The 22306-nt window shown below is 52.2% G+C and carries 18 protein-coding genes and 1 pseudogene; 16 read left to right on the top strand and 3 right to left on the bottom strand.

Features of this window, described 5'->3' with window-relative positions:
- The first annotated feature begins 4 nt into the window (after window positions 1-4).
- The 15 genes and pseudogenes from CHL74_RS00260 (at window position 5) to CHL74_RS00190 (ending at window position 16239) form a co-directional block, all read left to right on the top strand.
- On the top strand, window positions 5-835 hold the full coding sequence (locus CHL74_RS00260; protein WP_094879122.1) for an Omp28 family outer membrane lipoprotein: 831 nt from the start codon (window positions 5-7) through the stop codon (window positions 833-835).
- A 34-nt stretch (window positions 836-869) separates the two neighbouring features.
- Window positions 870-1541: a hypothetical protein gene (locus tag CHL74_RS00255; protein WP_094879121.1), complete on the top strand. Its 672-nt coding sequence runs from the start codon at window positions 870-872 to the stop codon at window positions 1539-1541.
- A 54-nt stretch (window positions 1542-1595) separates the two neighbouring features.
- Window positions 1596-3665: a hypothetical protein gene (locus tag CHL74_RS00250; protein ID WP_141241182.1), complete on the top strand. Its 2070-nt coding sequence runs from the start codon at window positions 1596-1598 to the stop codon at window positions 3663-3665.
- Window positions 3666-4363: 698 nt separating this feature from the next.
- Window positions 4364-5779 (top strand): DUF6242 domain-containing protein, encoded by a 1416-nt coding sequence (locus CHL74_RS00245; RefSeq protein ID WP_094879119.1) that lies wholly within the window; start codon window positions 4364-4366, stop codon window positions 5777-5779.
- Window positions 5780-5781: 2 nt separating this feature from the next.
- A complete protein-coding gene (locus CHL74_RS00240) occupies window positions 5782-6471 on the top strand; it encodes a DUF6089 family protein (protein WP_094879118.1) in 690 nt (229 codons plus the stop codon).
- A gap of 39 nt (window positions 6472-6510) precedes the next feature.
- On the top strand, window positions 6511-7263 hold the full coding sequence (locus tag CHL74_RS00235; RefSeq protein WP_094879117.1) for an isoprenyl transferase: 753 nt from the start codon (window positions 6511-6513) through the stop codon (window positions 7261-7263).
- 85 nt (window positions 7264-7348) lie between these two features.
- Entirely contained in the window at window positions 7349-9964 is a 2616-nt protein-coding gene (locus CHL74_RS00230; protein ID WP_094879116.1) for a BamA/OMP85 family outer membrane protein, read from the top strand.
- A 23-nt stretch (window positions 9965-9987) separates the two neighbouring features.
- Window positions 9988-10497, top strand: a complete 510-nt coding sequence (locus CHL74_RS00225) for an OmpH family outer membrane protein (RefSeq protein WP_094879115.1) — start codon at window positions 9988-9990, stop codon at window positions 10495-10497.
- A gap of 63 nt (window positions 10498-10560) precedes the next feature.
- On the top strand, window positions 10561-11073 hold the full coding sequence (locus tag CHL74_RS00220) for an OmpH family outer membrane protein (RefSeq protein ID WP_094879114.1): 513 nt from the start codon (window positions 10561-10563) through the stop codon (window positions 11071-11073).
- A 157-nt stretch (window positions 11074-11230) separates the two neighbouring features.
- A complete protein-coding gene (locus CHL74_RS00215) occupies window positions 11231-11734 on the top strand; it encodes an OmpH family outer membrane protein (protein ID WP_094879113.1) in 504 nt (167 codons plus the stop codon).
- A gap of 23 nt (window positions 11735-11757) precedes the next feature.
- Complete coding sequence (murI, locus tag CHL74_RS00210; RefSeq protein WP_094879112.1) at window positions 11758-12597, top strand: glutamate racemase; 840 nt, start codon at window positions 11758-11760, stop codon at window positions 12595-12597.
- A 113-nt stretch (window positions 12598-12710) separates the two neighbouring features.
- Window positions 12711-13816, top strand: a pseudogene (ychF, locus tag CHL74_RS00205) (redox-regulated ATPase YchF).
- Between the two features lie 55 nt (window positions 13817-13871).
- A complete protein-coding gene (gene lgt / locus CHL74_RS00200) occupies window positions 13872-14732 on the top strand; it encodes a prolipoprotein diacylglyceryl transferase (protein WP_094879111.1) in 861 nt (286 codons plus the stop codon).
- A gap of 13 nt (window positions 14733-14745) precedes the next feature.
- Window positions 14746-15210, top strand: a complete 465-nt coding sequence (locus CHL74_RS00195) for a T9SS type A sorting domain-containing protein (protein ID WP_094879110.1) — start codon at window positions 14746-14748, stop codon at window positions 15208-15210.
- A 33-nt stretch (window positions 15211-15243) separates the two neighbouring features.
- On the top strand, window positions 15244-16239 hold the full coding sequence (locus tag CHL74_RS00190) for a hypothetical protein (RefSeq protein WP_141241180.1): 996 nt from the start codon (window positions 15244-15246) through the stop codon (window positions 16237-16239).
- Between the two features lie 486 nt (window positions 16240-16725).
- On the opposite strand, the gene upp is transcribed toward CHL74_RS00190, so the two are convergent.
- Window positions 16726-17382 (bottom strand): uracil phosphoribosyltransferase, encoded by a 657-nt coding sequence (gene upp, locus CHL74_RS00185; protein ID WP_094879108.1) that lies wholly within the window; start codon window positions 17380-17382, stop codon window positions 16726-16728.
- Between the two features lie 128 nt (window positions 17383-17510).
- Here upp and CHL74_RS00180 point away from each other — a divergent pair, with 128 nt between their 5' ends.
- Window positions 17511-18428 (top strand): endonuclease/exonuclease/phosphatase family protein, encoded by a 918-nt coding sequence (locus tag CHL74_RS00180; RefSeq protein WP_094879107.1) that lies wholly within the window; start codon window positions 17511-17513, stop codon window positions 18426-18428.
- Window positions 18429-18907: 479 nt separating this feature from the next.
- Here the strand turns inward: CHL74_RS00180 and CHL74_RS00175 are convergent, their stop codons facing one another.
- A complete protein-coding gene (locus CHL74_RS00175) occupies window positions 18908-20332 on the bottom strand; it encodes a DUF5723 family protein (RefSeq protein WP_094879106.1) in 1425 nt (474 codons plus the stop codon).
- A gap of 22 nt (window positions 20333-20354) precedes the next feature.
- Complete coding sequence (locus CHL74_RS00170) at window positions 20355-22172, bottom strand: hypothetical protein (RefSeq protein WP_094879105.1); 1818 nt, start codon at window positions 22170-22172, stop codon at window positions 20355-20357.
- Between the last annotated feature and the right edge of the window lie 134 nt (window positions 22173-22306).

Here is a 22306-nt window from a genome sequence, read left to right as displayed (position 1 = left end):
CATCATGAAAATAAAGAACTTATTCCTCGGCGTGGCAACAGCCGCTATGGCAATGGCTGCCGCTTCGTGCAGCAACATTGACGAGGGAGACCGACTCATATACGTAAAGCCGGCGGAAGTGGGACGCGCCATCCTCATCGAGGACTTCACTGGACAGCGTTGCATTAACTGCCCCACCGGTACGGAAATCATCAACAGCATCGTGGAGACTTACGGCGAGGACAACGTCATCGCAGTGGGCATCCACAGCGGTCCGCTCGGATTCGCAGGCAACTCGAAGACTGTGGGTCTGATGACCGACACCGGCAACGAGTATTACACACGTTGGGACAAGGAGAACAAGATGGGACAGCCTTGGGTGATCTTCAACAGAAAGACTTCGCCGGACAGCCACTACAACAACTGGGCTGCTATGGTGGGCACCATCATCTCTGAAAAGGCTAACCTCTCCGTGAAAATCGCCAACGCATACGATGCCGCAACACGCACACTCACCACAACTGTGGGAGCTGACGGCGTTAACGGAACAGTGAACGGCAAGCTTCAGGTATGGATTGTGGAGGACGGCGTACCGGCTTTGCAGATGATGCCGGACGGAAGCGCCAATAAGGAGTATATCCACAACCACGTATTCCGTGTTGCAGTTAACGGCACATGGGGCGAGGACGTGACCGTAAAGGAAGGCGAGACCACAACAAAGCAGTATCAGTATGTTCTGCCCGAGGCTTGGAATGCAGACAACATCGCCATCGTAGCATTCGTCTACAACGACGGCGGCGTGGAGAACGTAGCCAAGAAGCACCTCGTGGTGCACGAGGGAGAAACTGAAAAGTAAACACACTTAACACATTCAAAAAAAGTAAACTATTATGAAATCAATAAAATCACTTCTGCTCATCGCAGCAGCAATGTTCACCACAGCTTCATACGCTCAGGTGGACAAAACATTCTCTTTCATTGACAAGGACGGCAAGGAAATTCCGAGCGGTACAGTTTGGACAGCCAACCACGTAGAGGAGGATGACTTCGGTGCTGTTCAGGTGGCTGACGAAGTATACGTAAAGAACAACACTAACGAGAGACAAGGTGTAGGCGCTTTTGTTAATGTAAAGAAGATTGACAGTGGCAGCTATCAGATTTGTTTCCCTATGAACTGTATGTCAGGCATCAAGGGCGGCATGACACGTACTGAGGCAGGTGCTATGGATGCCAACCAGGTGAAGCCATTGAAGTCTGAATGGTTCCCTGAGGCAGACGGTGTTTGCGAAGTATACGTTAAGCTCGAGTACTATAACATTAACAAGAACATGTGGGGTATCGAGTCGTTCGAACGCATAGACGATGAGGACCTTGAAAATCCGATGCCTTCCATCACCATCCACTTCGTAAAGGGCGCTACAGCCATCAACGGCATCAAGGACGGTCAGAATGTTGAGGTTACTGGCATCTACGACGCCACTGGCAAGCAGATCCAGACCACACAGAAGGGTCTGAACATCGTGAAGCTCTCTAACGGCAAGACAGTCAAGATTGTCAAGTAAAGAGCAATATAAACAGAAAATTTTCACTATTATTCACCAAATAATTCTATTATTATGAACAGAATTTTACTTTCACTTTGCGCGCTTATGCTCAGTGCATCTGCAGCTAATGCGCAGTATCTGACCTCTTCGGTTCAGTTAAGCAAGCACAACATGGTGACAGCAAAGGCAGGCAACGTAAAGCTTCACAACGTCGTTGATCCTTCACAGGTTAACGTAGCTAAGAAGAGCCTTGCTCCCCAGAAGCTTAACGCCAATCAGAAGACAGTAGGTGTTGCTGGATCAGGCACAATGGCTGGCGGTATCGGTCTTCCTTCTGCAGGCAATAAGGTTAAGGGCGTTTACAACGCAATGGACGCAAGCGACCTCGCTAAATTCAAGGGCGCTAAGATTGTTGGTGCTCGTTACCTCATCTACGCTTCTCTTGGCTCTTCTGCTAACGTAGAGCTCTACACTATCGAGCAAGTGAACGGTAAATCTACCCCTACTCTCTATACAAGCAAGGCAGCTTCTTCACAGAAGGTTTCTAAACAGGACCAGACAACTGGCGAGTTCGACCAGCAGTGGAACGAGGTGACCTTCGATAAGGCTCTTGACGTAAACGACGTTACAAATGGTCTTGTACTTGGTTACACATACACACAGAAGTCAACCCAGAGCGGTGGTAAGTACACAGACGAGTGCTATCCTATCGCAGCTGGTTCGGGCACATCAGGCGTTCTCGCTTATGGTGACCTCGGTCAGGGAACTGGTTGGTACCAGGTTTCTAATGAGTTCGTTATCTGTATCCAGCTCATCGTTGAGAAGGAAGGCGGATTCCCCGACGACCTCAGCATTGCTCAGGTTGCTACCAACCCGATGCTCAAGCCCGACGAGAAGCTTCCGTTCGAGTTCTATGTTAACAACTCTGGTTCTAAGGCATGTACAAACGCTTCCTTCGACGTTCTTCTCGACAACAAGGCAGTAGCAGAGCTTACATTGCCTAAGGATGGTTCTATCAGCGACGAGTATGTGAAGTTGGGTGCAACCCTCGATCTCTCTGAGTACAACCTCGAGAACGGCGCACACGTTCTTGGCGTTAAGGTGAAGAAAGTTAACGGTGAGGATCCTTCTGGCGACACAAGCGACGACGTTGCTGCTGCACAGTTCCGTGTTTACACTGAGACTACTCCTCGTCAGTATAACCTCGTAGAGCAGTTCACCAGCACAAGCTGCGTTTACTGCCCCTACGGTTATGAAGCTCTCCGCGCTCTCGCTAAGAGCCGTAAGGATGTTGCTTGGGTAGCTGTCCATGGTGACCTCGATCCTAACAACCCGGATCCTTACACAAACTCTAATGCAGAGCCTCTGATCGGCTACTCTACATCTGGCTATCCTTCAGCTAACTTCAACCGCTTCAACTTGGGCGGCGACCAGCTCGCTACAAACATCGCTACTGAGGATTATGACGGCTTCGCTACACAGATGGGTAACCTCCTCGACCAGGAGGATGAGATTGCTCCTTCAGTAGTTAACCTCCAGATGGAGACCAACCTCACTGTTGGTGACAACCCCAACCTTAAGGACGCTACTCTGAACATCACCGTTAAGGGTAAGGGTGTTAAGGGTGCTGGCAAGATCCTTGAAGGCGCAACTCTCGGTCTCTACGTTACTGAGAACGGCGTTAAGTCAAAGCAGTACAGCCCCAACGGCTGGATTGGTACATACAACCACGAGAATGTTCTCCGCGTAATCGGTACTCAGGCTCCTTGGGGTGATGTGATCACTTGGAACGGTGACAACTTCGAGATGACTTACGAGGTTACAATTCCTAAGAAGCAGTACAACTACAACGAAAACAAGAACACTCTTAACGCAGTGGCTTTCGTAAGCCTTCCGTTCGTTGTTACAGTTGACGGCAAGAACTACTACAACGCTGACCTCAACAACGTATGGGTTAACCAGTGCCAGTTCCTCGAGCTCCCGAAGGGTCAGGCAACAGCCATCAAGGGCGTTGAGACTTCAGAGAACGCTACAGTCGTAGCTCGCTACGCTGCTGACGGTTCAGAGATCTCTGCTCCTGTTAAGGGCATCAACATCCTCAAGCTCTCTGACGGTACAACACGCAAGGTTGTCGTTAAGTAATAAGACGAAAGAATGTAAGCGGCATCGCCGCATAGCATTGACATAATAAGAAAGGGTTTCGCGATTTAAGATTGCGAAGCCCTTTTTTCGTGTTTAGCCGGGAAGACAGGGTCTTTAGACAGGAAGACATGAAGACATGTTTTTTTTAGACAGGAAGATAATGCAAATCGTATGAGCTGCGGGTTCCGCGGAGCGGGACCTATAATAATGAAACCCACTGCAAGCTGCGAAGCAGCGCAGCTGTGGGTACGTGCGACACCTCCACCCATATAGTTCCCCGAAGGGGGACTGACGCATCCCGTATGATGTTGAGGATGATGGTCGGTCCCGCTTTGCGGAACCAAGAGAGGGTGAGGGGATGCTTATCCCACAGCTGCGCTGCTTCGCAGCTTGCAGTGGGTTTCTGATGTATACGTGTCCCCTCGGGACACGGCTGTAATACGTAATTTTGTACCTGGTGCTAATTGATGTTATGTTATGGGAGGGTGCGTGGCTACGGCGAGACGCCATAGCCTCCTATGTTTGCCTTGTCTGCTGTAATTCAAAATTCGGACACCCGCCCTAAAACCCTAAACAACCTTAAAAATCATACTATTAATCAATAAATTGCATAATTAAGAGACGAAATACCACACTATTTGCAGAATTCTGATTAAATTTGCAGCTAAAAACTATAGATTGGGAATATTTTGAGTAGAATGAAAAGCAAGACCATTAACATAGCAGTGCTCCTCGCGGCACTCTTCTCACTCGTTTCGTGCCTCGACACCAACGACGGCGACTATGTATACACCGACGACAGCGCCGTGACGGCTTTCTCGGTTACCTCAGCCAAGAAGACGGTACATGTCAAGGCAAGCAACGGTGCGGACAGCGTTTACACCACATCGGTGAAGCTCAGCGCATATAAGTTTGTCATCGACCAGCAGCGCTGCGTAATCTACAATCCCGACTCGCTGCCCTACGGCGTCGACCCAACCAAGATTCTCGTATCCGCAAACAGCGTCAATTCCGGTTCACTGGTACTGAAGAGCATGACCAGCGACTCGCTCTCATATCTCAGCACCACCGACTCACTCGACTTCTCTAAACCCAGAGAGCTGCAGGTTTACAGTCTCTCTGGTGCCGCCGTGCGCAAGTATGAGGTGCGCGTAAACGTACATCAGGAACCGGCGGATAAGTTCAACTGGACAAAGCTTCCTAACCCCACAGCCTTCACCAGCGCCCGCGGCGTGAAGAGCTTCGTGGTAACCACAGCGTCAGGCACCACACGCCGCTTCCTCCTCGCTTCCGACGGCACGACGACAACAGTCTACAGAGCCGACGGCGACAACGCATGGACAGCCGCCACACCCAACTTCAATCATCCTCTCGCTGCCGAAACCTACCGTTCCGCAGCCGTAAAGCACGACACACTCTTCGTTTGTGACAACGGCGTGGTGATGGCTACCACCGACGGCAATACATGGACACAACAGACAACTGCCGAGGCTGGCGTGGCACGCATAATCGCTGCAAACCCAATCCGCCTCTACGCATACAATAATGAGGGCGTTATGCTCAGCTCCGACGACAGCGGAAAGACATGGAAGACAGCCTCCATTGACGAGAGCGCTTCGCTTCTCCCCAACGGCGACATAGCTTACGCCACACTTCCCCTCGCCACCAACCCCAATGCTTTCCGCACACTGCTCATAGGCTCCGTGCCCGAAGCAAGCACAACGGCGTTCAGCGTCTGGGGCAAGATAGACGAAGGCACAGCATACAGCGAGAACCAGCCGTGGATGTTCTACGACCATAATTCGCTTAACCGTCATGAACTGCCGCTCTTGCAGAACATCTCTGCCGTGGCTTACGACGGAAAGATAATGGTAATGGGCAACGACGAGCGTGTCTTCCTGCCGAAGTTCTATACTTCATGCGACGGAGGCATCACATGGCAGACCGACTCAGTGGTGACTGCACCAACCGGATTCTTCGTCTCAGGAGCCTATACTGCCTGCGTAGACAGCAACAACTTCCTTTGGGTTGTCAATGGCAATACCGGCGAGACATGGCGCGGACGCACCAACCGCCTCGGATGGAAGAAAGAACAATACGAATATTACGAATAATCATGAAGCAACGCCTTACCTTATCAATGTGCATCCTTGCAGCCGCTTCTGCCCTTAATGCGCAGACCGACGACCAGTATCGCATGGAGATAGGTGTGGGAGCGGGCCTGATGTCGTATCAGGGCGACTTCAACGGCAGCATAATGAAAAACCAGCAGCCGATGGCTTCGCTGGTGTTGCGAAGGATATGGAGCCCGTACATGGGACTGAAGTTCTCGGGTTCGTACGGCAAGCTGAAGGGAACGTCGAAGGACGTCAAGACGTATTATCCCGAACTGAAGGACAATCCGTATGAGTTCAGCCGTTCATTAGTGGACGTCAGCGCCGTATACGAATACAACTTCTGGCCCTACGGCACCGGACGCGACTATCGCGGAGCAAAGCGCCTCACACCTTTCGTCTTCGTGGGAGTGGGTGCAACGTTCGCATCCGGAGGCGACGCAGACAACTGCTTTACCGCCAATATGCCACTCGGCTTGGGCGTGAAATACAAGATAGGACCAAGACTCAACCTCGGAGTGGAGTGGGCGGAGCACTTCTCGCTCAGCGACAACCTTGACGGAAAGAAAGACCCGTACGGCATAGAGAGCACCGGACTGTTCAAGAACACCGACTGCTACTCCACACTGCAGATAACACTGACGTACAGCTTCTCGGCGAAATGCAGGACTTGCCACAACGAGGACGAGTGACATTTATTAATTGTTATTTATTAATTATTATTTATAGCTATGACCCAACAACTCGATATGAACCGCATACCACAGCACATTGCCATCATCATGGACGGCAACGGACGCTGGGCGGCTGAGCGGGGAAAACCACGCAGCTTCGGCCATCAGGCTGGAGTGGATGCTGTGAGAAAGATTACGTCGGAATGTACACGTCTCGGCGTGAAATACCTCACACTCTACACCTTCTCCACCGAAAACTGGAACCGACCCGCCACGGAAGTGGCTGCTCTCATGGGACTGGTGCTCACCTCCTTAGAGGACGAGATATTTATGAAGAACAACGTGCGATTCGAGGTTATCGGCGACATAGAAAGGCTGCCCGTAGAGGTGCAGCAGAAATTGCAGCAGACGATGGAGCATACCGCTGCCAACTCTGCCATGACAATGGTCATAGCTCTTAGCTATTCCTCACGCTGGGAGATAACGAAGGCGGCGCACGACATCGCCTTGGAGGTGGCTGAAGGAAAGCTGAAGGCAGAGGACATCAGCGAAGAGACGCTCTCCGAGCACATGGCCACGGCTTTCATGCCCGACCCCGAGCTGCTCATACGCACCGGTGGCGAAGAGCGCATCAGCAACTACCTGCTGTGGCAGATAGCCTACTCCGAACTTTACTTCACCGAAACCTACTGGCCTGACTTCGACGAGGAAGGACTGCATCGTGCCATCGCTGACTATCAGAGCCGACAGCGCCGATTCGGAAAAACCGAGGCGCAGGTGGAGGAAGAGGAGAAGCAGCAGAAGCCGTAACGACGGCGAATAAGGAACAGCTCCTTATCAGACAAGACACCCGCCACAACATAGAAGATAAAGAACCGAAACCAAGCAAACAAAGATGAATATAAAGAAGGTCTTGACAACTGTATGCGTCATGGCGTGCACAATGGCAGCAATGGCGCAGGACAAGATTCAATATCCCGACATATCGTATGCCGGAACACCACGCTCCGTAACCATCGGAGGCATCGCCGTATCAGGAGCCGATGGCTATGAGGACTATATGCTTACCGGCATCTCAGGACTGTCCGTGGGACAGCAGATTGATCTGCCGGGCGACGAGATAACGGACGCTATCAAGCACTACTGGAAGTACGGACTCTTCTCAGAGGTGTCCATTGCCGTTGACTCGCTCGTACAGGACAAGGCCTACCTCCATATCCACCTACAGATGAGACCGCGTGTCTCTACCATCAACTACGTGGGACTGAAGAAGTCGGAGCGTACGGACATGGAGGAGAAACTCGGACTGCTCAAAGGCGCACAGATTACGCCTAACATGATTGACCGCGCGAAGATTCTTGCCAAGAAATACTTCGACGACAAGGGATTCAAGAACGCCGACATCCAGATTGTCCAGCGCGACGACGTATCGCAGAAAAATCAGGTTATCCTCGACGTCATCATCGACAAGAAGGAGAAGATGAAGGTGCGCAAGATATTCATCGAAGGCAACCACGCCCTTTCTAACACCAAGATAAAGGGCGGTCTGCTCAAGAAGGGAGCTTTCGCGAAGACGCACGAGGCTGGCACTCTGGGCTCGTTCCTCAAAGCCAAGAAGTTTACGCCGGAACGCTGGAAGGCGGACAAGCAGAAGCTTATTGACAAGTATAACGAGTATGGATATCGTGACGCTATGATCGTTTCCGACTCGGTTTGGAACGTCGACGACAAGCATGTCAGCATAAAGATAAAGGTGGACGAGGGCAAGAAATACTTCATCCGCAACATCACATGGGTGGGCAACACCATCTATTCATCTGACTATCTCTCACGCGTGCTCGGCATGCAGAAGGGTGACGTCTACAACCAGAAGCTCATGAACAAGCGCCTCTCTGAGGACGAAGACGCCGTGGGCAACAACTACTGGAACAACGGATACCTCTTCTATTCGCTCCACCCGACGGAGGTGAACATCGTGGGCGACTCCATCGACCTTGAGATGCGTATCTTCGAGGGACCCCAGGCGCACATCAATCACGTACGTATTATGGGTAACGACCGTCTCTACGAGAACGTCATCAGACGTGAGCTGCGTACAAAGCCGGGCGACCTCTTCTCAAAGGAGGCTCTCCAGCGTTCTGCACGTGAGATTGCCTCAATGGGACACTTCGACCCAGAGAAGGTAAATCCGGACGTAAAGCCCGATCCGGAGAACGGAACCGTGAACATCAACTGGGAACTTGAGCAGAAGTCGAACGACCAGGTGGAGTTCTCACTCGGTTGGGGTCAGACCGGCGTCATCGGACGAATCGGTCTTAAGCTCAACAACTTCTCTATGCGAAACCTCTTCCGCAAGAACAGTGAGCACAGAGGATTCCTCCCCATCGGTGACGGTGAGGTGCTTTCACTCGGAGCACAGACCAACGGTACGTACTATCAGTCGTACAACATGTCGTACTCAACCAACTGGTTCGGTGGCAAGCGACCCATTCAGTTCTCTGTAGGCGCTTACTTCTCAAAGCAGTCTGACGTATCGAGCAACTACTATAACAACGGCTACTTCAACAACTATTACAACTATATGTATGGTTACGGTAGCAACTACGGATATAATAACTACGAGAACTATTACGATCCGGACAAGTATGTTAAGCTCTTCGGCGTTTCGCTCGGTTGGGGTAAGCAGCTGAGATGGCCTGATGACTACTTCCAGCTGTCGCTCTCACTGCAGTATACCCGCTATATGATGAAGAACTGGGCTTACTTCCTCATGACCAACGGTAACTCAAACAACCTTAACCTCAGCATACAGCTGTCGCGTACGTCTACTGACAACCAGCTGTTCCCGCGCCGCGGTTCTGAGTTTATGGCGTCAGTGACAGTCACACCGCCTTGGTCAGCATTCGACGGAAAGGACTATGAGCACCTCGCTCAGAACCCCAAGTCGCCCAACTATAACAAGGAGCAGCAGGAGAAATACCGCTGGGTGGAGTACCACAAGTGGAAGTTCAAGGCTCGCACCTACACCGCTCTCACAAGCGGACAGAAGTGTCTGGTGCTCATGACTCGCGTAGAGCTCGGCTTGCTCGGCTCTTTCAACAAGTGGAAGAAGTCGCCGTTCGAGACCTACTACATGGGTGGTGACGGTATGACCGGATATTCTACGAACTATGCAGAGGAGACCATCGGACTTAGAGGTTACGAGAACGGCTCGCTCACCCCGTACGGCGCAGAGGCTTATGCCTACGACCGTATGTCGCTGGAGCTTCGCTATCCGCTCCTCCTCGGCAACACTACCATCTACGGCCTCACATTCGTTGAGGGTGGTAATGCCTGGACAGAGACCAAGAAGTTCAATCCCTTCGACATGAAGCGCTCCGCCGGTGTCGGTGTACGTATCTTCCTCCCGATGGTAGGCTTGATGGGTATCGACTGGGCTTACGGTTTCGACACCGTATACGGAAAGAAGGGCGGCAGCCAGTTCCACTTCATCCTCGGACAGGAATTCTAATGCTAACATAATTTTTTGAAGATATGAGAAAATTAATGTTAATCTGCCTCTTTGCCATTACGGCATTGACGGCAAGCGCACAGAAGTTTGCGCTTCTTGACATGGAGTACATCCTGAAGAACATCCCCGCCTACGAGCGTGCCAACGAGCAGCTCAATCAGGTGTCGAAGAAGTGGCAGGCTGAGGTGGAGGCTCTCAACACAGAGGCTTCCACAATGTATAAGAACTATCAGAACGAGATGGTGTTCCTCTCTGCCGAGCAGAAGAAGGAGCGTCAGGAGACCATCATGAAGAAGGAGAAGGAAGCCAGCGACCTGAAGCGCAAGTATTTCGGTCCGGAAGGCGAGCTCTTCAAGAAGCGTGAGAGTCTGATGTCGCCCATCCAGGAGGAAGTCTACACCGCCGTAAAGGAAATCTCCGAGCTTCGTGGTTACTCCTTAGTACTCGACAGAGCCTCCGACGCCGGCATCATCTTCGGTTCGCCGAAGATAGACATCAGCAACGAAGTGCTGCAGAAGCTGGGATATAATTAAGAAGGCCCAGAAAGGCCCAGTAATGCTCAGACAATAATCAAAAAAACAAAATAAAGAGAAAGAATGAAAAAGCTATTTTTAATGCTTATGTTGTTCATGCCATTGGCAACATTCGCACAGAAGTTCGGTCACGTTAACGCACAGGAAATCATGGCTTCTATGCCTGAGTTCATCAAGGCACGTGGTGAGGTAGAGGCTGCAGCAAAGCAGTACGACAACGACCTCAAGGCTATGCAGGACGAGCTCCAGCGCAAGGCTCAGGACTATGACAAGAACTCCTCTACAATGAACGAGACCAAGAAGAAGGAGACAGAGGAAAGCCTCCAGCAGATGTATCAGAAGATACAGCAGACTGCTCAGGACAACCAGCAGGCTCTCGGCAAGCTCCAGCAGGACAAGATAGGTCCGATCACCAACAAGCTCGTTGACGCCATCAAGGCAGTGGGCAAGGCAGGTGGTTATGTCTATATCATGGACATCACTTCTGGCATCCCCTACATCAGCGACACTCTCAGCAAGGACGTTACCGCAGAGGTTAAGGCCGAGCTCAACAAGACTGCTCCTGCTAAGAAGTAAACAAAAACACACACAACACAGACGAGGCTCGATTCGCGCACTGGCTTCCTGCCTCGCGTAAACGGACAATGAGATGACACACAGTGCACCTCATTGTCCTATTTTTTAACCATTCACCCCAACACACTTTTTCTAACCATTCATCCCACAGATTAATATGAAGAAGACACTGCTGTTTATCATCCTCCTTGCTATGCCGTTGCTGGCAAGCGCACAGATACGATTCGGATATTTCAGCTTCGATGCGATGCTGAAGGAAATGCCGGAGTATGTAAAGGCACAGGCCGACGTGGACAACCTCAGACGTAAATACGACAGTGAGATGAGACGTGCCGAAATGGAGTTCAACTCGAAGTACGAGGAATTTCTTGAGGTGCAGAGCACCCTCGTGCCCACCATCCTCCGCAAGCGTCAGACCGAGCTGCAGGACCTTATGGAGAAGAACGTGGAGTTTCGCAAGGACGCCGAACGCCTTCTCAAGCAGGCAGAGACTGACGCCCTCTCCCCCGTACGCCGCCGTCTCGCAGCAGCAGTAGCAGCTGTGGGAAAGGACCAGGGCTACGCCTTCATCCTGAACACCGACAACGACGCCTGCCCCTACATAAACCCGGAAATGGGAGAAGACGCCACAGAGCTTATCAAGGCTCAGCTAACAAAATAAGGAACCCTAAAAACACAACAGCAATGACATTTCCACAATCGCCAGGCCCCATCGGAGTGTTCGACTCCGGCTACGGCGGACTGACTGTCCTTCACGGCATCCGCCAACTGCTGCCGCAGTATGACTATATGTACCTCGGCGACAACGCCCGTGCGCCCTACGGCTCGCGGTCCTTTGAAGTGGTCTACCAGTTTACGAGACAGGCTGTGATGAAGCTATTCTCAATGGGTTGCCACCTTGTCATCCTCGGATGTAACACCGCCTCCGCCAAAGCGCTGAGGTCCATACAGCAGCGCGACCTCCCCCATCTCGACCCCAACCGTCGCGTCCTCGGCATCATCCGACCCACTGCCGAAACCATCGGCAATCTCACCACGTCGCGTCACGTCGGCATACTCGCCACCGAAGGAACCATAAAGAGCCAGTCGTACAACCTTGAGATAAAGAAGCTCTTCCCCGACATCACCGTCAGCGGAGTGGCTTGTCCGCTGTGGGCAGCCATCGTGGAGGCGGGCGAAGCCGACTCTCCCGGTGCCGACTACTTCGTGAAGAAGCGCATAGACCAGCTCATGCGTCTCGACCCGCTTATCGACACAGTCATCCTCGGCTGCACACACTATCCGCTTCTGATGTCGTCAGTGGTGAAGAACATCCCCGACGGCGTGCGCATCATGGCGCAGGGCAGCTACGTGGCAGACTCGCTCGCCGACTATCTGCAGCGCCACCCCGAGATGGAACAAAACATCACGAAGGGCGGCAAATGCCGATATCTCACCACCGAAAGCGAGGAACGATTCAGCGAGACAGCACGAATATTTCTCCATGAGGATATAACAGTGAGCCACGTAGACCTCACCGACTGAAAAATAACGCCATTATATGTCCCTTATATGCAATACTTTCAGTAACTTTGCATTGAGACTATACAAAAGACACAATAAATTAGGAAAAAGAAAAAAACAACAAAAATAACGACATGTCATTAAAATGCGGTATCGTAGGACTCCCTAACGTGGGAAAGTCCACACTCTTCAACTGCCTCTCCAATGCAAAGGCACAGGCAGCCAACTTCCCTTTCTGTACAATCGAGCCTAACGTCGGCGTTATCACAGTGCCCGACGAGCGACTCACACGACTCGCCGAGATAGTTCATCCGGGACGCATCGTTCCCGCCACCTGCGAGATAGTAGACATCGCCGGACTCGTTAAGGGTGCATCCAAGGGCGAGGGTCTCGGCAATAAGTTCCTCGGAAACATCCGTGAGACTGACGCCATCATCCACGTGCTCCGCTGCTTCGACGACGAAAACATCGTACGTGAGGGCGGCGCAAGCGTAAACCCCGTAGAGGATAAGGAAGTCATCGACACCGAGCTTCAGCTTAAGGACCTCGAGACCGTAGAGGCTCAGCTCCAGAAGCAGTCGAAGATTGCCTCCATCGGCAACAACAAGGACGCCAAGATAGCAGTGTCTGTGCTCGAGGCTTACAAGGAAGTGCTCGAGCAGGGCAAGAACGCACGCACCGTGGAGTTCGAGACAAAGGAGGAGCTTCGCTATGCTCACGACCTCTTCCTGCTCACCTCTAAGCCCGTGCTCTACGTCTGCAACGTGGACGAGGCTTCTGCAAAGGACGGCAACGAATACACACAGCAGATTGCTGAGATAGCCAAGAGCGAGGGAGCCGAGATGCTCGTCATCGCTGCAAAGACCGAGGAGGACATCGCTTCGCTCGAGACTTACGAGGACAAGCAGATGTTCCTTGAGGAACTCGGACTGGAGGAGAGCGGCGTAAACCGCCTTATCAAGAAGGCTTACCAGCTCCTCAACCTCGAGACATTCATCACCGCCGGTGAGATGGAGGTGAAGGCATGGACATACCACAAGGGATGGAAGGCTCCACAGTGCGCCGGTGTCATCCACACCGACTTCGAGAAGGGATTCATCCGCGCCGAAGTAATCAAGTATGACGACTACATCCAGTACGGATCTGAGGCTGCGTCCGCGAGGCAGGCAAGCTCTCCATCGAGGGTAAGGATTATGTCGTTCAGGACGGCGACATCATGCACTTCCGCTTCAACGTCTAACTCCGTAAGGCGTTTTCAATATAAAAGGAAGACATAAACAGATAAAAGAAGGACAATGAACTCACTTCTTAACTACATCGTATGGGATCCGAGCGACACAGCCGTGACAATCGGACCCCTTGCGCTCCACTGGTACTCGTTGTGCTGGCTCGTGGGGCTTGGCCTTGCTTACGTCATCGTGCAGAAGCTCTATAAGGAGGAGAAGGTGAAGGAAGGACTCTTCGACCCGCTCTTCATCTATTGCTTCGTGGGAATCCTCGCAGGAGCACGACTCGGCCACTGTCTCTTCTATCAGCCCGACTACTTCCTGACCAGCCCTACGCACTTCATCGAGATGTTCCTACCCATCCACATCGCCTCTGACGGGTCGTGGAGCTTCACCGGCTTCCGCGGACTGGCGTCGCACGGCGGAACCATCGGTCTGATGCTTGCCCTCTGGCTGTACGTTCGCAAGACACGTATGAACATCTGGCAGGTGCTCGACAACATAGCTATTGCCACCCCTGCCACGGCTTGCTTCATCCGACTGGGCAACCTTATGAACTCCGAGATAATCGGAAAGCCCACCGATGTGCCCTGGGCGTTCATCTTCGAGCGCGTCGACTCGATGCCGCGCCATCCTGGACAGCTCTATGAAGCCATCGCTTACGCCGTGCTCCTCATCATCGGATGGGTTATCTATCGCAAGCAGCCGCAGCGCGTAGGCACCGGATTCTTCTTCGGACTCTGCCTCGCCTACATCTTCACGGCACGCTTCTTCATCGAGTATACGAAGGAGATACAGGAGGCATTCGAGGCTGCTCTGCCCATCAACATGGGGCAGATTCTCAGCATTCCGTTCATCGTCATCGGCATAATGTGCATGAGGGGAGGCGGATGGATGAAGAAATTTAATAATTCAGTAAATAAACATTAATACCTTTACGTATATGAAAAGACAGATTATCACATCACTCGCCCTCGTAGCCTGCATGGCAGCAGGGGCACAGACGAAGATGACGCTCGACCTGACTGGTAAGAACGCTACGTTTTCACTCGACAATGTGAGCAAGATAACATTCTCTGAAGAGGGAATGCTGAACGTATTCGACAAGCTCGGCGCAAGCCAGAGCTTCTCTCTTGACGAAGTTAGAAAGATCAGCTTCGCAGGCGACTTCACTGCCATCGAGAGCACAAAGAATGACCCCGCAGCTGGCGTATCGTTCCAGTTTGACGGCAATGCAGTACGCGTAAACGGACTCGCCAAGACCTCTACAGCCCGTCTCGCATCTGTTTCAGGTGCTTTGGTAGGCATGCAGAAGGTGGACAACGGCAGCACCATCGACGTATCTTCACTCGCAAAGGGCGTGTATGTCCTCACTGTGGACGGAAAGACATTCAAGTTTGTCAAGTAATCCCATCCGCATAATCCCTTTACGCTACTTATTATGAAAACTATTCTACGCAACATGGCTCTCTGCGCGTTTTCGCTATGCTCCATCGCAACCTATGCGCAGCAGGACCGCAATGTTGTGTTCCACATGTCCGACAAGACCACCAAGACGGTGAGTCTTGCCGGAGTTGACAGCCTCACCTTCGAGAAGGCTGTGCGCAATCCGCTCAATCTCGACCTCGATATCCATTCCACTTACGTCAAGATGATTATGACATGCAGCGATCCCAACATGCATTACTACGTGTCTTACCTTGAGAAGGAGGTTTTCGATGCCGAATATCCCACTGACGAGGCTCTCGTAGCCGACGACAAGACGTGGATGGAGGAGATGGCTAAGTCGTACGGCATGTCTTTGTCTGAGATGGTCAGCAGCTTTACTTACACGGGCAACTCCGACGATTATCAGGCAAATCTTCTCCCGGGTCGTGAGTACGTGGTATGGATGCACGGCATGGACGAGCAAGCCAATTCCTCCACTCCGGTCACGAAGATTGCGTTCCGCACAAAGAACGTGGACCGCATTGCCAACACCGTGACGCTGACTGCGGAAAAGACCGCTGAAGGTATCAACGTTACGGCAACGCCGGACGACAAGACGAAGAACTACACTCTCGGATTCTTCCCCACATTGAAGATGCGTGACGAGATGACGGGTGAGCCGCAGGGCACTCGCGACTATATGCAGACCGGCATCAGCTCCGCTCTCTACGACTATCTCGTAAACAACGAGATGCCGCTCTTCTTCGAGAACAATGCGTTCAAGGGTGACACCAAGATCACTTACACCAATCCGAAGGATGGCACCGAATATTACATCGTGGCTGCCTATCTTGACGACGACGCTGCCATCTGCTCAGACATCTCGCAGATAACGGTCAATAAGGACGGCAGTCTGAGTGACGTCACAATGGTAAAGGCTCCCGCAAAGCTCTTCGGCAAGACGGTGCGCAGATATGCAAAGGCGGACGGCATACGCCGTCAGAATTAGGAGTTTTGAGTTTTGATTTTTGAATTGTGCGCCAAGGCGCATTTTGAATTGATAAATAAAGGAGGCTACGGCGGTAAACGTCATAGCCTCCTTTATTTGTATAAGCAGTTTTATATATTGAGCTTGCAGTGCAAACATAGGAGGCTATGGCGTCCCGCCGTAGCCACGCAGCCTACCATAGTAGGTTATCAATCATCGCCGTGTAATACGTAACTTTGTACCACGCCGTGTCCCGATGGGACACGTATCCATCAGAAACCCACTGCAAGCTCCGAAGGAGCGCAGCTGTGGGATAAGCATCCCCTCACCCACTCTTGGTTCCGCGAAGCGGGACCGACCATCATCCTCAACTTCATCGGGGAAGCGTCAGTCCCCCTTCGGGGAACTATATGGGGTGGAAGTATCGCACGTACCCACAGCTGCGCTGCTTCGCAGCTTGCAGTGGGTTTCATGATATAGGTCCCGCTCCGCGGAACCCGCAGCTCATTATATTTTTCCTCCGTAGCAGAGGTCGCCGGCGTCACCGAATCCCGGCACGATATACTTATGCTCGTTCAGACCTGGGTCTACGGCGGCGCACCAGATGGTGGTGTCCTCGGGGAAGGTGCGGCGGACGTGCTCGATGCCCTCAGGCGAAGCAATCACGCAGACCACGTGAACGCGCTTCGGGGTGCCCTTGGTGAGGAGCGCCTTGTAGCCCATCTCCATTGATCCGCCGGTGGCAAGCATCGGGTCGACGATGAGGAGAGTGGCGTTGTCGAGGTCGGGAGTGGCGAGATATTCCACGTGGATGCCCACCTTAGTGTGAGCAGCGTCCTCATACTCGCGATATGCCGAAACGAAAGCGTTGCCGGCGTGGTCGAAGATGTTGAGGAAACCCTGGTGGAAGGGCAGACCTGCGCGGAAGATGGTGCCGAGTACCACCTTGTCTGTGGGTACGTTCACCTTTGCCGTGCCCAGCGGAGTCTGCACGTCGCGCTCCTCATAGTCGAGAGTCTTGCTGAGCTCGTAAGCGATAAGCTCGCCCACGCGCATGATATTGTTGCGGAAGAGGAGACGGTTGTTCTGATAGTTCTTGTCGCGCATTTCTGCCATATACTTGTTGATGATAGAATTACGCTTGCTGAAGTCTATGATTTCCATATAATAAAATAATAAGTTTATTTGGTAAGTATTTTGTTTCAAATTATGCAAAATTACACATAATACGTCTATGTGCCAAAATTTTTGCATAACTTTGTATGAAAGAACAATATAAAAACCAATCAACTATGAAACGCTACTTTACCTTTGCGCTCGCCTTCTGCTTCTGCATGGCGCTCAGCGCACAAAACTTATTCGTAGGTACGTACAACATCCGCAACCATAACTCTTCTGACGACAGCAAGGGTAATGTGTGGACAAAGCGCTGCCAGGTTATCTGTGACCAGATCAACTTTGAGGATCCCGACATCTTCGGTACGCAGGAGGTGCTTGTGGGTCAGCTCCACGACCTGCTGAAGGGTCTTGACGGCTACGGCTACGTGGGCGTTGGACGCGACGACGGTAAGGAGGACGGTGAGTATTCTGCCATCTTCTACAAGAAGGACCGCCTGGAGCTGCTCCAGAAGGGCAACTTCTGGCTTAACGAGACTCCTGACAAGCCGGTGCTCGGCTGGGACGCTGCCTGCGTGCGCATCTGCTCGTGGGGCGAGTTCCGCCAGAAAGAGACGGGCTTCCGCTTCTATTACTTCAATCTCCACATGGACCACATCGGCATTGTGGCTCGCCGCGAGGCTGCCAAGCTGGTGGTGAAGAAGATTAAGGAGATAGCCAAGGGTGCGCCTTCGGTGCTGACGGGCGACTTCAACGTGGACCAGACGGACGAGATTTACGGCATCTTCACGTCGTCGGGCATTCTCGAGGACTCGTACCTTAAGGCTCGTCACCGCTTCTGCGAGAACGGTTCGTTCAACGATTTCCATCCCGAATACACCACCACTTCCCGCATTGACCACGTGTTCCTCTCGCCCAACTTCGAGGTGGACCGCTACGCTCTCCTCACCAACATGTATTGGACAGAGACGGCTGCCGAGCAGCCCGAGCTGAAGAGCACGCAGGCTCCCGGCGAGACATCGTTCCGAAAGAGCACGCTCCGCACCCCCAGCGACCATTATCCCGTGCTGGTGAAGATTAAGTATAAGAATTAGGAATTTAGAATTACGTATTACACACCAATCAGCGCCGTGTCCCGAGGGGACACGCATCCATCTGAAACCCACTGCAAGCTGCGAAGCAGCGCAGCTGTGGGTTTCATTATATAGGTCCCGCTCCGCGGAACCCGCAGCTCATACTCAATCTGCTGGTCGTTCGTGGGTGCGTGGCTACGGCGGGACGTCTAAAAAAGTCAAACAAGCCCTATTCTCTTACAAAACCGCTACTTTAGTGACATCATTCAATTGTCAATGTTGTCTCACTTCGTCCGATACGAGCATTTACTTCGTTCGTTGTGAGCATTTACTTCGTCCGTTGTGAGCATTCACTTCGTTCGGTGTGAGCATTCACTTCGTTCGATGTGAGGTTATTAAAGTGGCGGTTTTGGATAACAAACGCAATTATATTATTTTATCAAAACTAAAAAAATAGGGAGAAAAGGCTAACTGTTGGAGCCTTTTCTCCCTATGTTATGTTAGAACGCTACGTTGAAACCTACGTTAACGCTGGCGTTGGAGCTGAGCGGGATAAACTCCTTGCTCACCTTGCCCAAGATGTGGTCCATGCCGATGAAGACGTTGAAGCCCTTGGGGTGAGCGTTGATCACCCATCCGCAGCTGGCTGTGAAGCTGTTAACGGCGAAGCTCATGCCACCGTCGAGCCAGTCAAGCGGAGCCACGTTGGCACTCACACGGCCCTCGGTCCATGTGTATTTGCCGTTGAAGCGTGTGGTGCTGAGCGCACCGAACTTCAGCTGACGATAGAGCGGGAACACGTATTCTGCGCCGAGGTTCAGCGTGGCACCGATGCCGGTGGTACGTCCGCCCTTGTCGCCCTGGTCAGTAAGGTTGGCGAAGTCGGCTATCTGGTCCGAATACTTGTCGCCCTGACCCTTGAACGAGTTGTCCTTGAGGTTGCCGTTGTCGTCATACTTATTGTAAGAGATGTCGTGGAAACCGCCGAACTCGAAGCTCTCCTGCTTGTTCACAGCCGTCATATTGTTGCTCCAGCTGATGAAACCGAGGTCGAGAAGTGAGGCGCTCACCTGCCAGTCATCGTTGATCTTGTAGACGCCACCGAGGTCGAGAGCCAGACCGAAGCCTCCGATGCCCGGTCCGTCGATGTCGATGTCGTTGACGTAGCGGTATGTGCCCTTGCCTTCCTGCTTATATTCCTTCTCCTCCTGCTGGTAAGCGAATCCCTTCATAGAGATGTTAGCCTCGGCTTTTCCTGACATTGTCCACTTGTTTTCGCCGGTAAGGTCAGCACGTAGGTTGGTGATCTGCACGTCGCCGCGAGCCACACCGAGCAGCACCTTCAGCTTGCCGCCCACGCGCAGCTTGTCGTCAATCTTGCGCGAATGTCCGAAAGCCAGCTGCACGAACGACTGTGCATGCACGTTGATGTCGTCCATCTTGTAGGTCTTGTTGCCTGTGTTCTTGGCAAACTCGAAGAGAGAGTAGGGCAGAGAGGTTCCTACGTTGGTACGCGAGTCGATAGAGATGGTGTTGTAACCGCCGAATGCCTTAAATCCAGCCGACAGCAGCGTGATGTCTACGTCAGCGTTGATGCGGTTGGTGCCTGAAGCGAAACCCGACAGAGCGTCCGATGTGGAGATGTAGGGGTTCATAAACGTGGTCTTCTTCTTGTCGCTGTCCACGCCGTAACGGGGATTGTCGAAGAGCACGTCGCCCAGTCCGAAGTTGCCCTGCGTACGTACGTTTATGTTGCCGAGAGCCGGCAGCGAAACGTAGTTCTGCTCATTGCCGAAGGCAGGGTTCATGTTATGGCGGAACTTATATTCCTCTACGAAGTAGCCCGAATTGAGTCCCTGCGCCATTGCGTTGCAGCCCACGGCAGCAAGTGAGGCGGCAAGTATGTATTTTCCTATTCTTTTCATTTAATCTGTGGAATTGTCGTTATTAGTTGAAGTCTGCGATAATCTTACCTACGAGTCTCACCTTGATGTTTCGTGCGGTGAGCGTGTGCTTGTAAGCGTTGATGGTCTTGCCGACGATGGTCTGTGCGTCCTTCTCGCCAGCTGCAGCCGTTACGCGGAAGACGATGCCGTCCACGGTCTTCAGAGCGCCCTTCTCGTTCTCGCTCAGCTTGATGGTCACGGGTGTCACCACGGCTTTCTCGCCGTCCTCAGAAGCCTTCACGGAGTTGGATACGTCCACGCGGATGCGATGTTGCGGAATCTCCTTGCCGTTGACGTCGATGGCGAATGCGCTTACGTTAAGGTAAGCCGGCATCTTGTTCTCCACCTCCGTTGTCATCTCGATGTATGCGCCCTCAGCAAAGCTGAACTTGTCGATGTCCTCGTTCCATCCGTCTATGGAGTCGGTGTAGACAATCTGTGCGCCTTCGTCGAAGGCAAGCGGTGCTGACATATATACGTCAGCGTCGATGGTGTATTCCTTGCCGAGCTTCACGGTGCTCACACGCTTGCTGTCAGCATGCACCTCAGCCTCGCAGTTGATGCGGTGCGGAATCTTCTTTACGATGTCAGAGAGGTTGCTTACCACCTTCACCTGGTCATACTTAGTCTCGTCAATGCCTTCCTTGTGCTTGCAGATGCATACGCGTGTTACGGCATTTGGCTTGACGTTGAGTCCGTCAATTACCACCTTGGCCATCTCGTTGCCGCGTTCGTCCTCAGCTATGAGGGTGGCTTTGGCGACGCCAGCCACGTCGATGTCGCTTGTGGCGGTCAGTTCGATGACGGGGTTATAGAGATTGATGGTCACGTCCTTGTCGGTAAGGAAGTCGGGCACGTCGTTGATGTTCACGTTGCCGAGGTCTTCAAGGTCAAGGTTCGGGTTGAACTTACCCGTAGTCTCCGTAACTCTGATGGCTCCCATGGTCATCTTGGCAGACATATAGAGGTTCTGCAGCGAGTTTCCCTCCTTGTTCACCTCATCAAAAGTGATGCCGAGGAGCGCCACGCCGTTAAGGTCGATGCTTCCGTCAGCTTCGCCTACGCCCGGTGTGAGTACTACGCTGTTCTGCTTTGTCGGCTTGGTGGTGAAGTCGATGCTGCCAACAGTGGCCTTGATATTGATATTGGCTGAGCTGGAGATGTTGCGGAATGTGATGATGCCCATCTCTGCATCGTATTCGGGCTGCGAAGGCGAGCACTTGCCGATGTTGAGTTTAAGGTATGACGGGATGGTTACGGTCATGGTCTTGAAGGTGGGGATGACCTTCTTCAGTTCTGCTGTCACGTTCACGTGGATGTTGATGTCAGACGCTGTCTTTGCAGAGATAAGCTCACGGATTTCGTAGGGCACGTTGCCACGATACTGGAATTCGGAAGCCTCACCCTCCACGCTTGCTGTCTTGCTTAGCTTGGTGTGTCCAGCCGACTTGCGCCTGGTCTGCATCAGAGAGCTTTCGGGAATCTCAATCTTGAAGTTGTTGTTAACCTTAGCCTCTTTCACCAGCACCTCGTCAATGCTCGGATGCGATGGCTTTACGTCGTCGCTCTGCTTGGAGAACATATAGTCACCGTTCTCTGCTATGGAGATGAAGTCACTGTTGTTCAGATCCAGGAGGTCGTCAAGCACGATGTTCTCCGTGCTGTTGGTGGGAAGCTGCAGGCCGTCGCCACCGATTCCGATGGTCTGATCAATGTTCGACAAGTCGAAGTCGCTGTCCGTACAGCCCGAGCCAACGGCTAAGAAGCCGGCTGCAAGCATACAGGCAACAATTCTGGATTTGTTGATACCTTTGTTCATAAGTTCATTATAGATTTTATATTAAGCAATATGTGTATGAATCAAATAATAGGCGTATCTTAATCTTATCTTATATTTCGCATTGCAAATTTAGTGCATTTTGTCTGAATACACAATAAAAATAGTATAATATT

This window comes from Prevotella sp. 885, from assembly GCF_002265625.1.
Taxonomy (GTDB): Bacteria; Bacteroidota; Bacteroidia; order Bacteroidales; family Bacteroidaceae; genus Prevotella.
The sequence above is the reverse complement of the archived record's forward strand: the minus strand, read 5'-3'. Positions and strand labels throughout refer to the sequence as shown.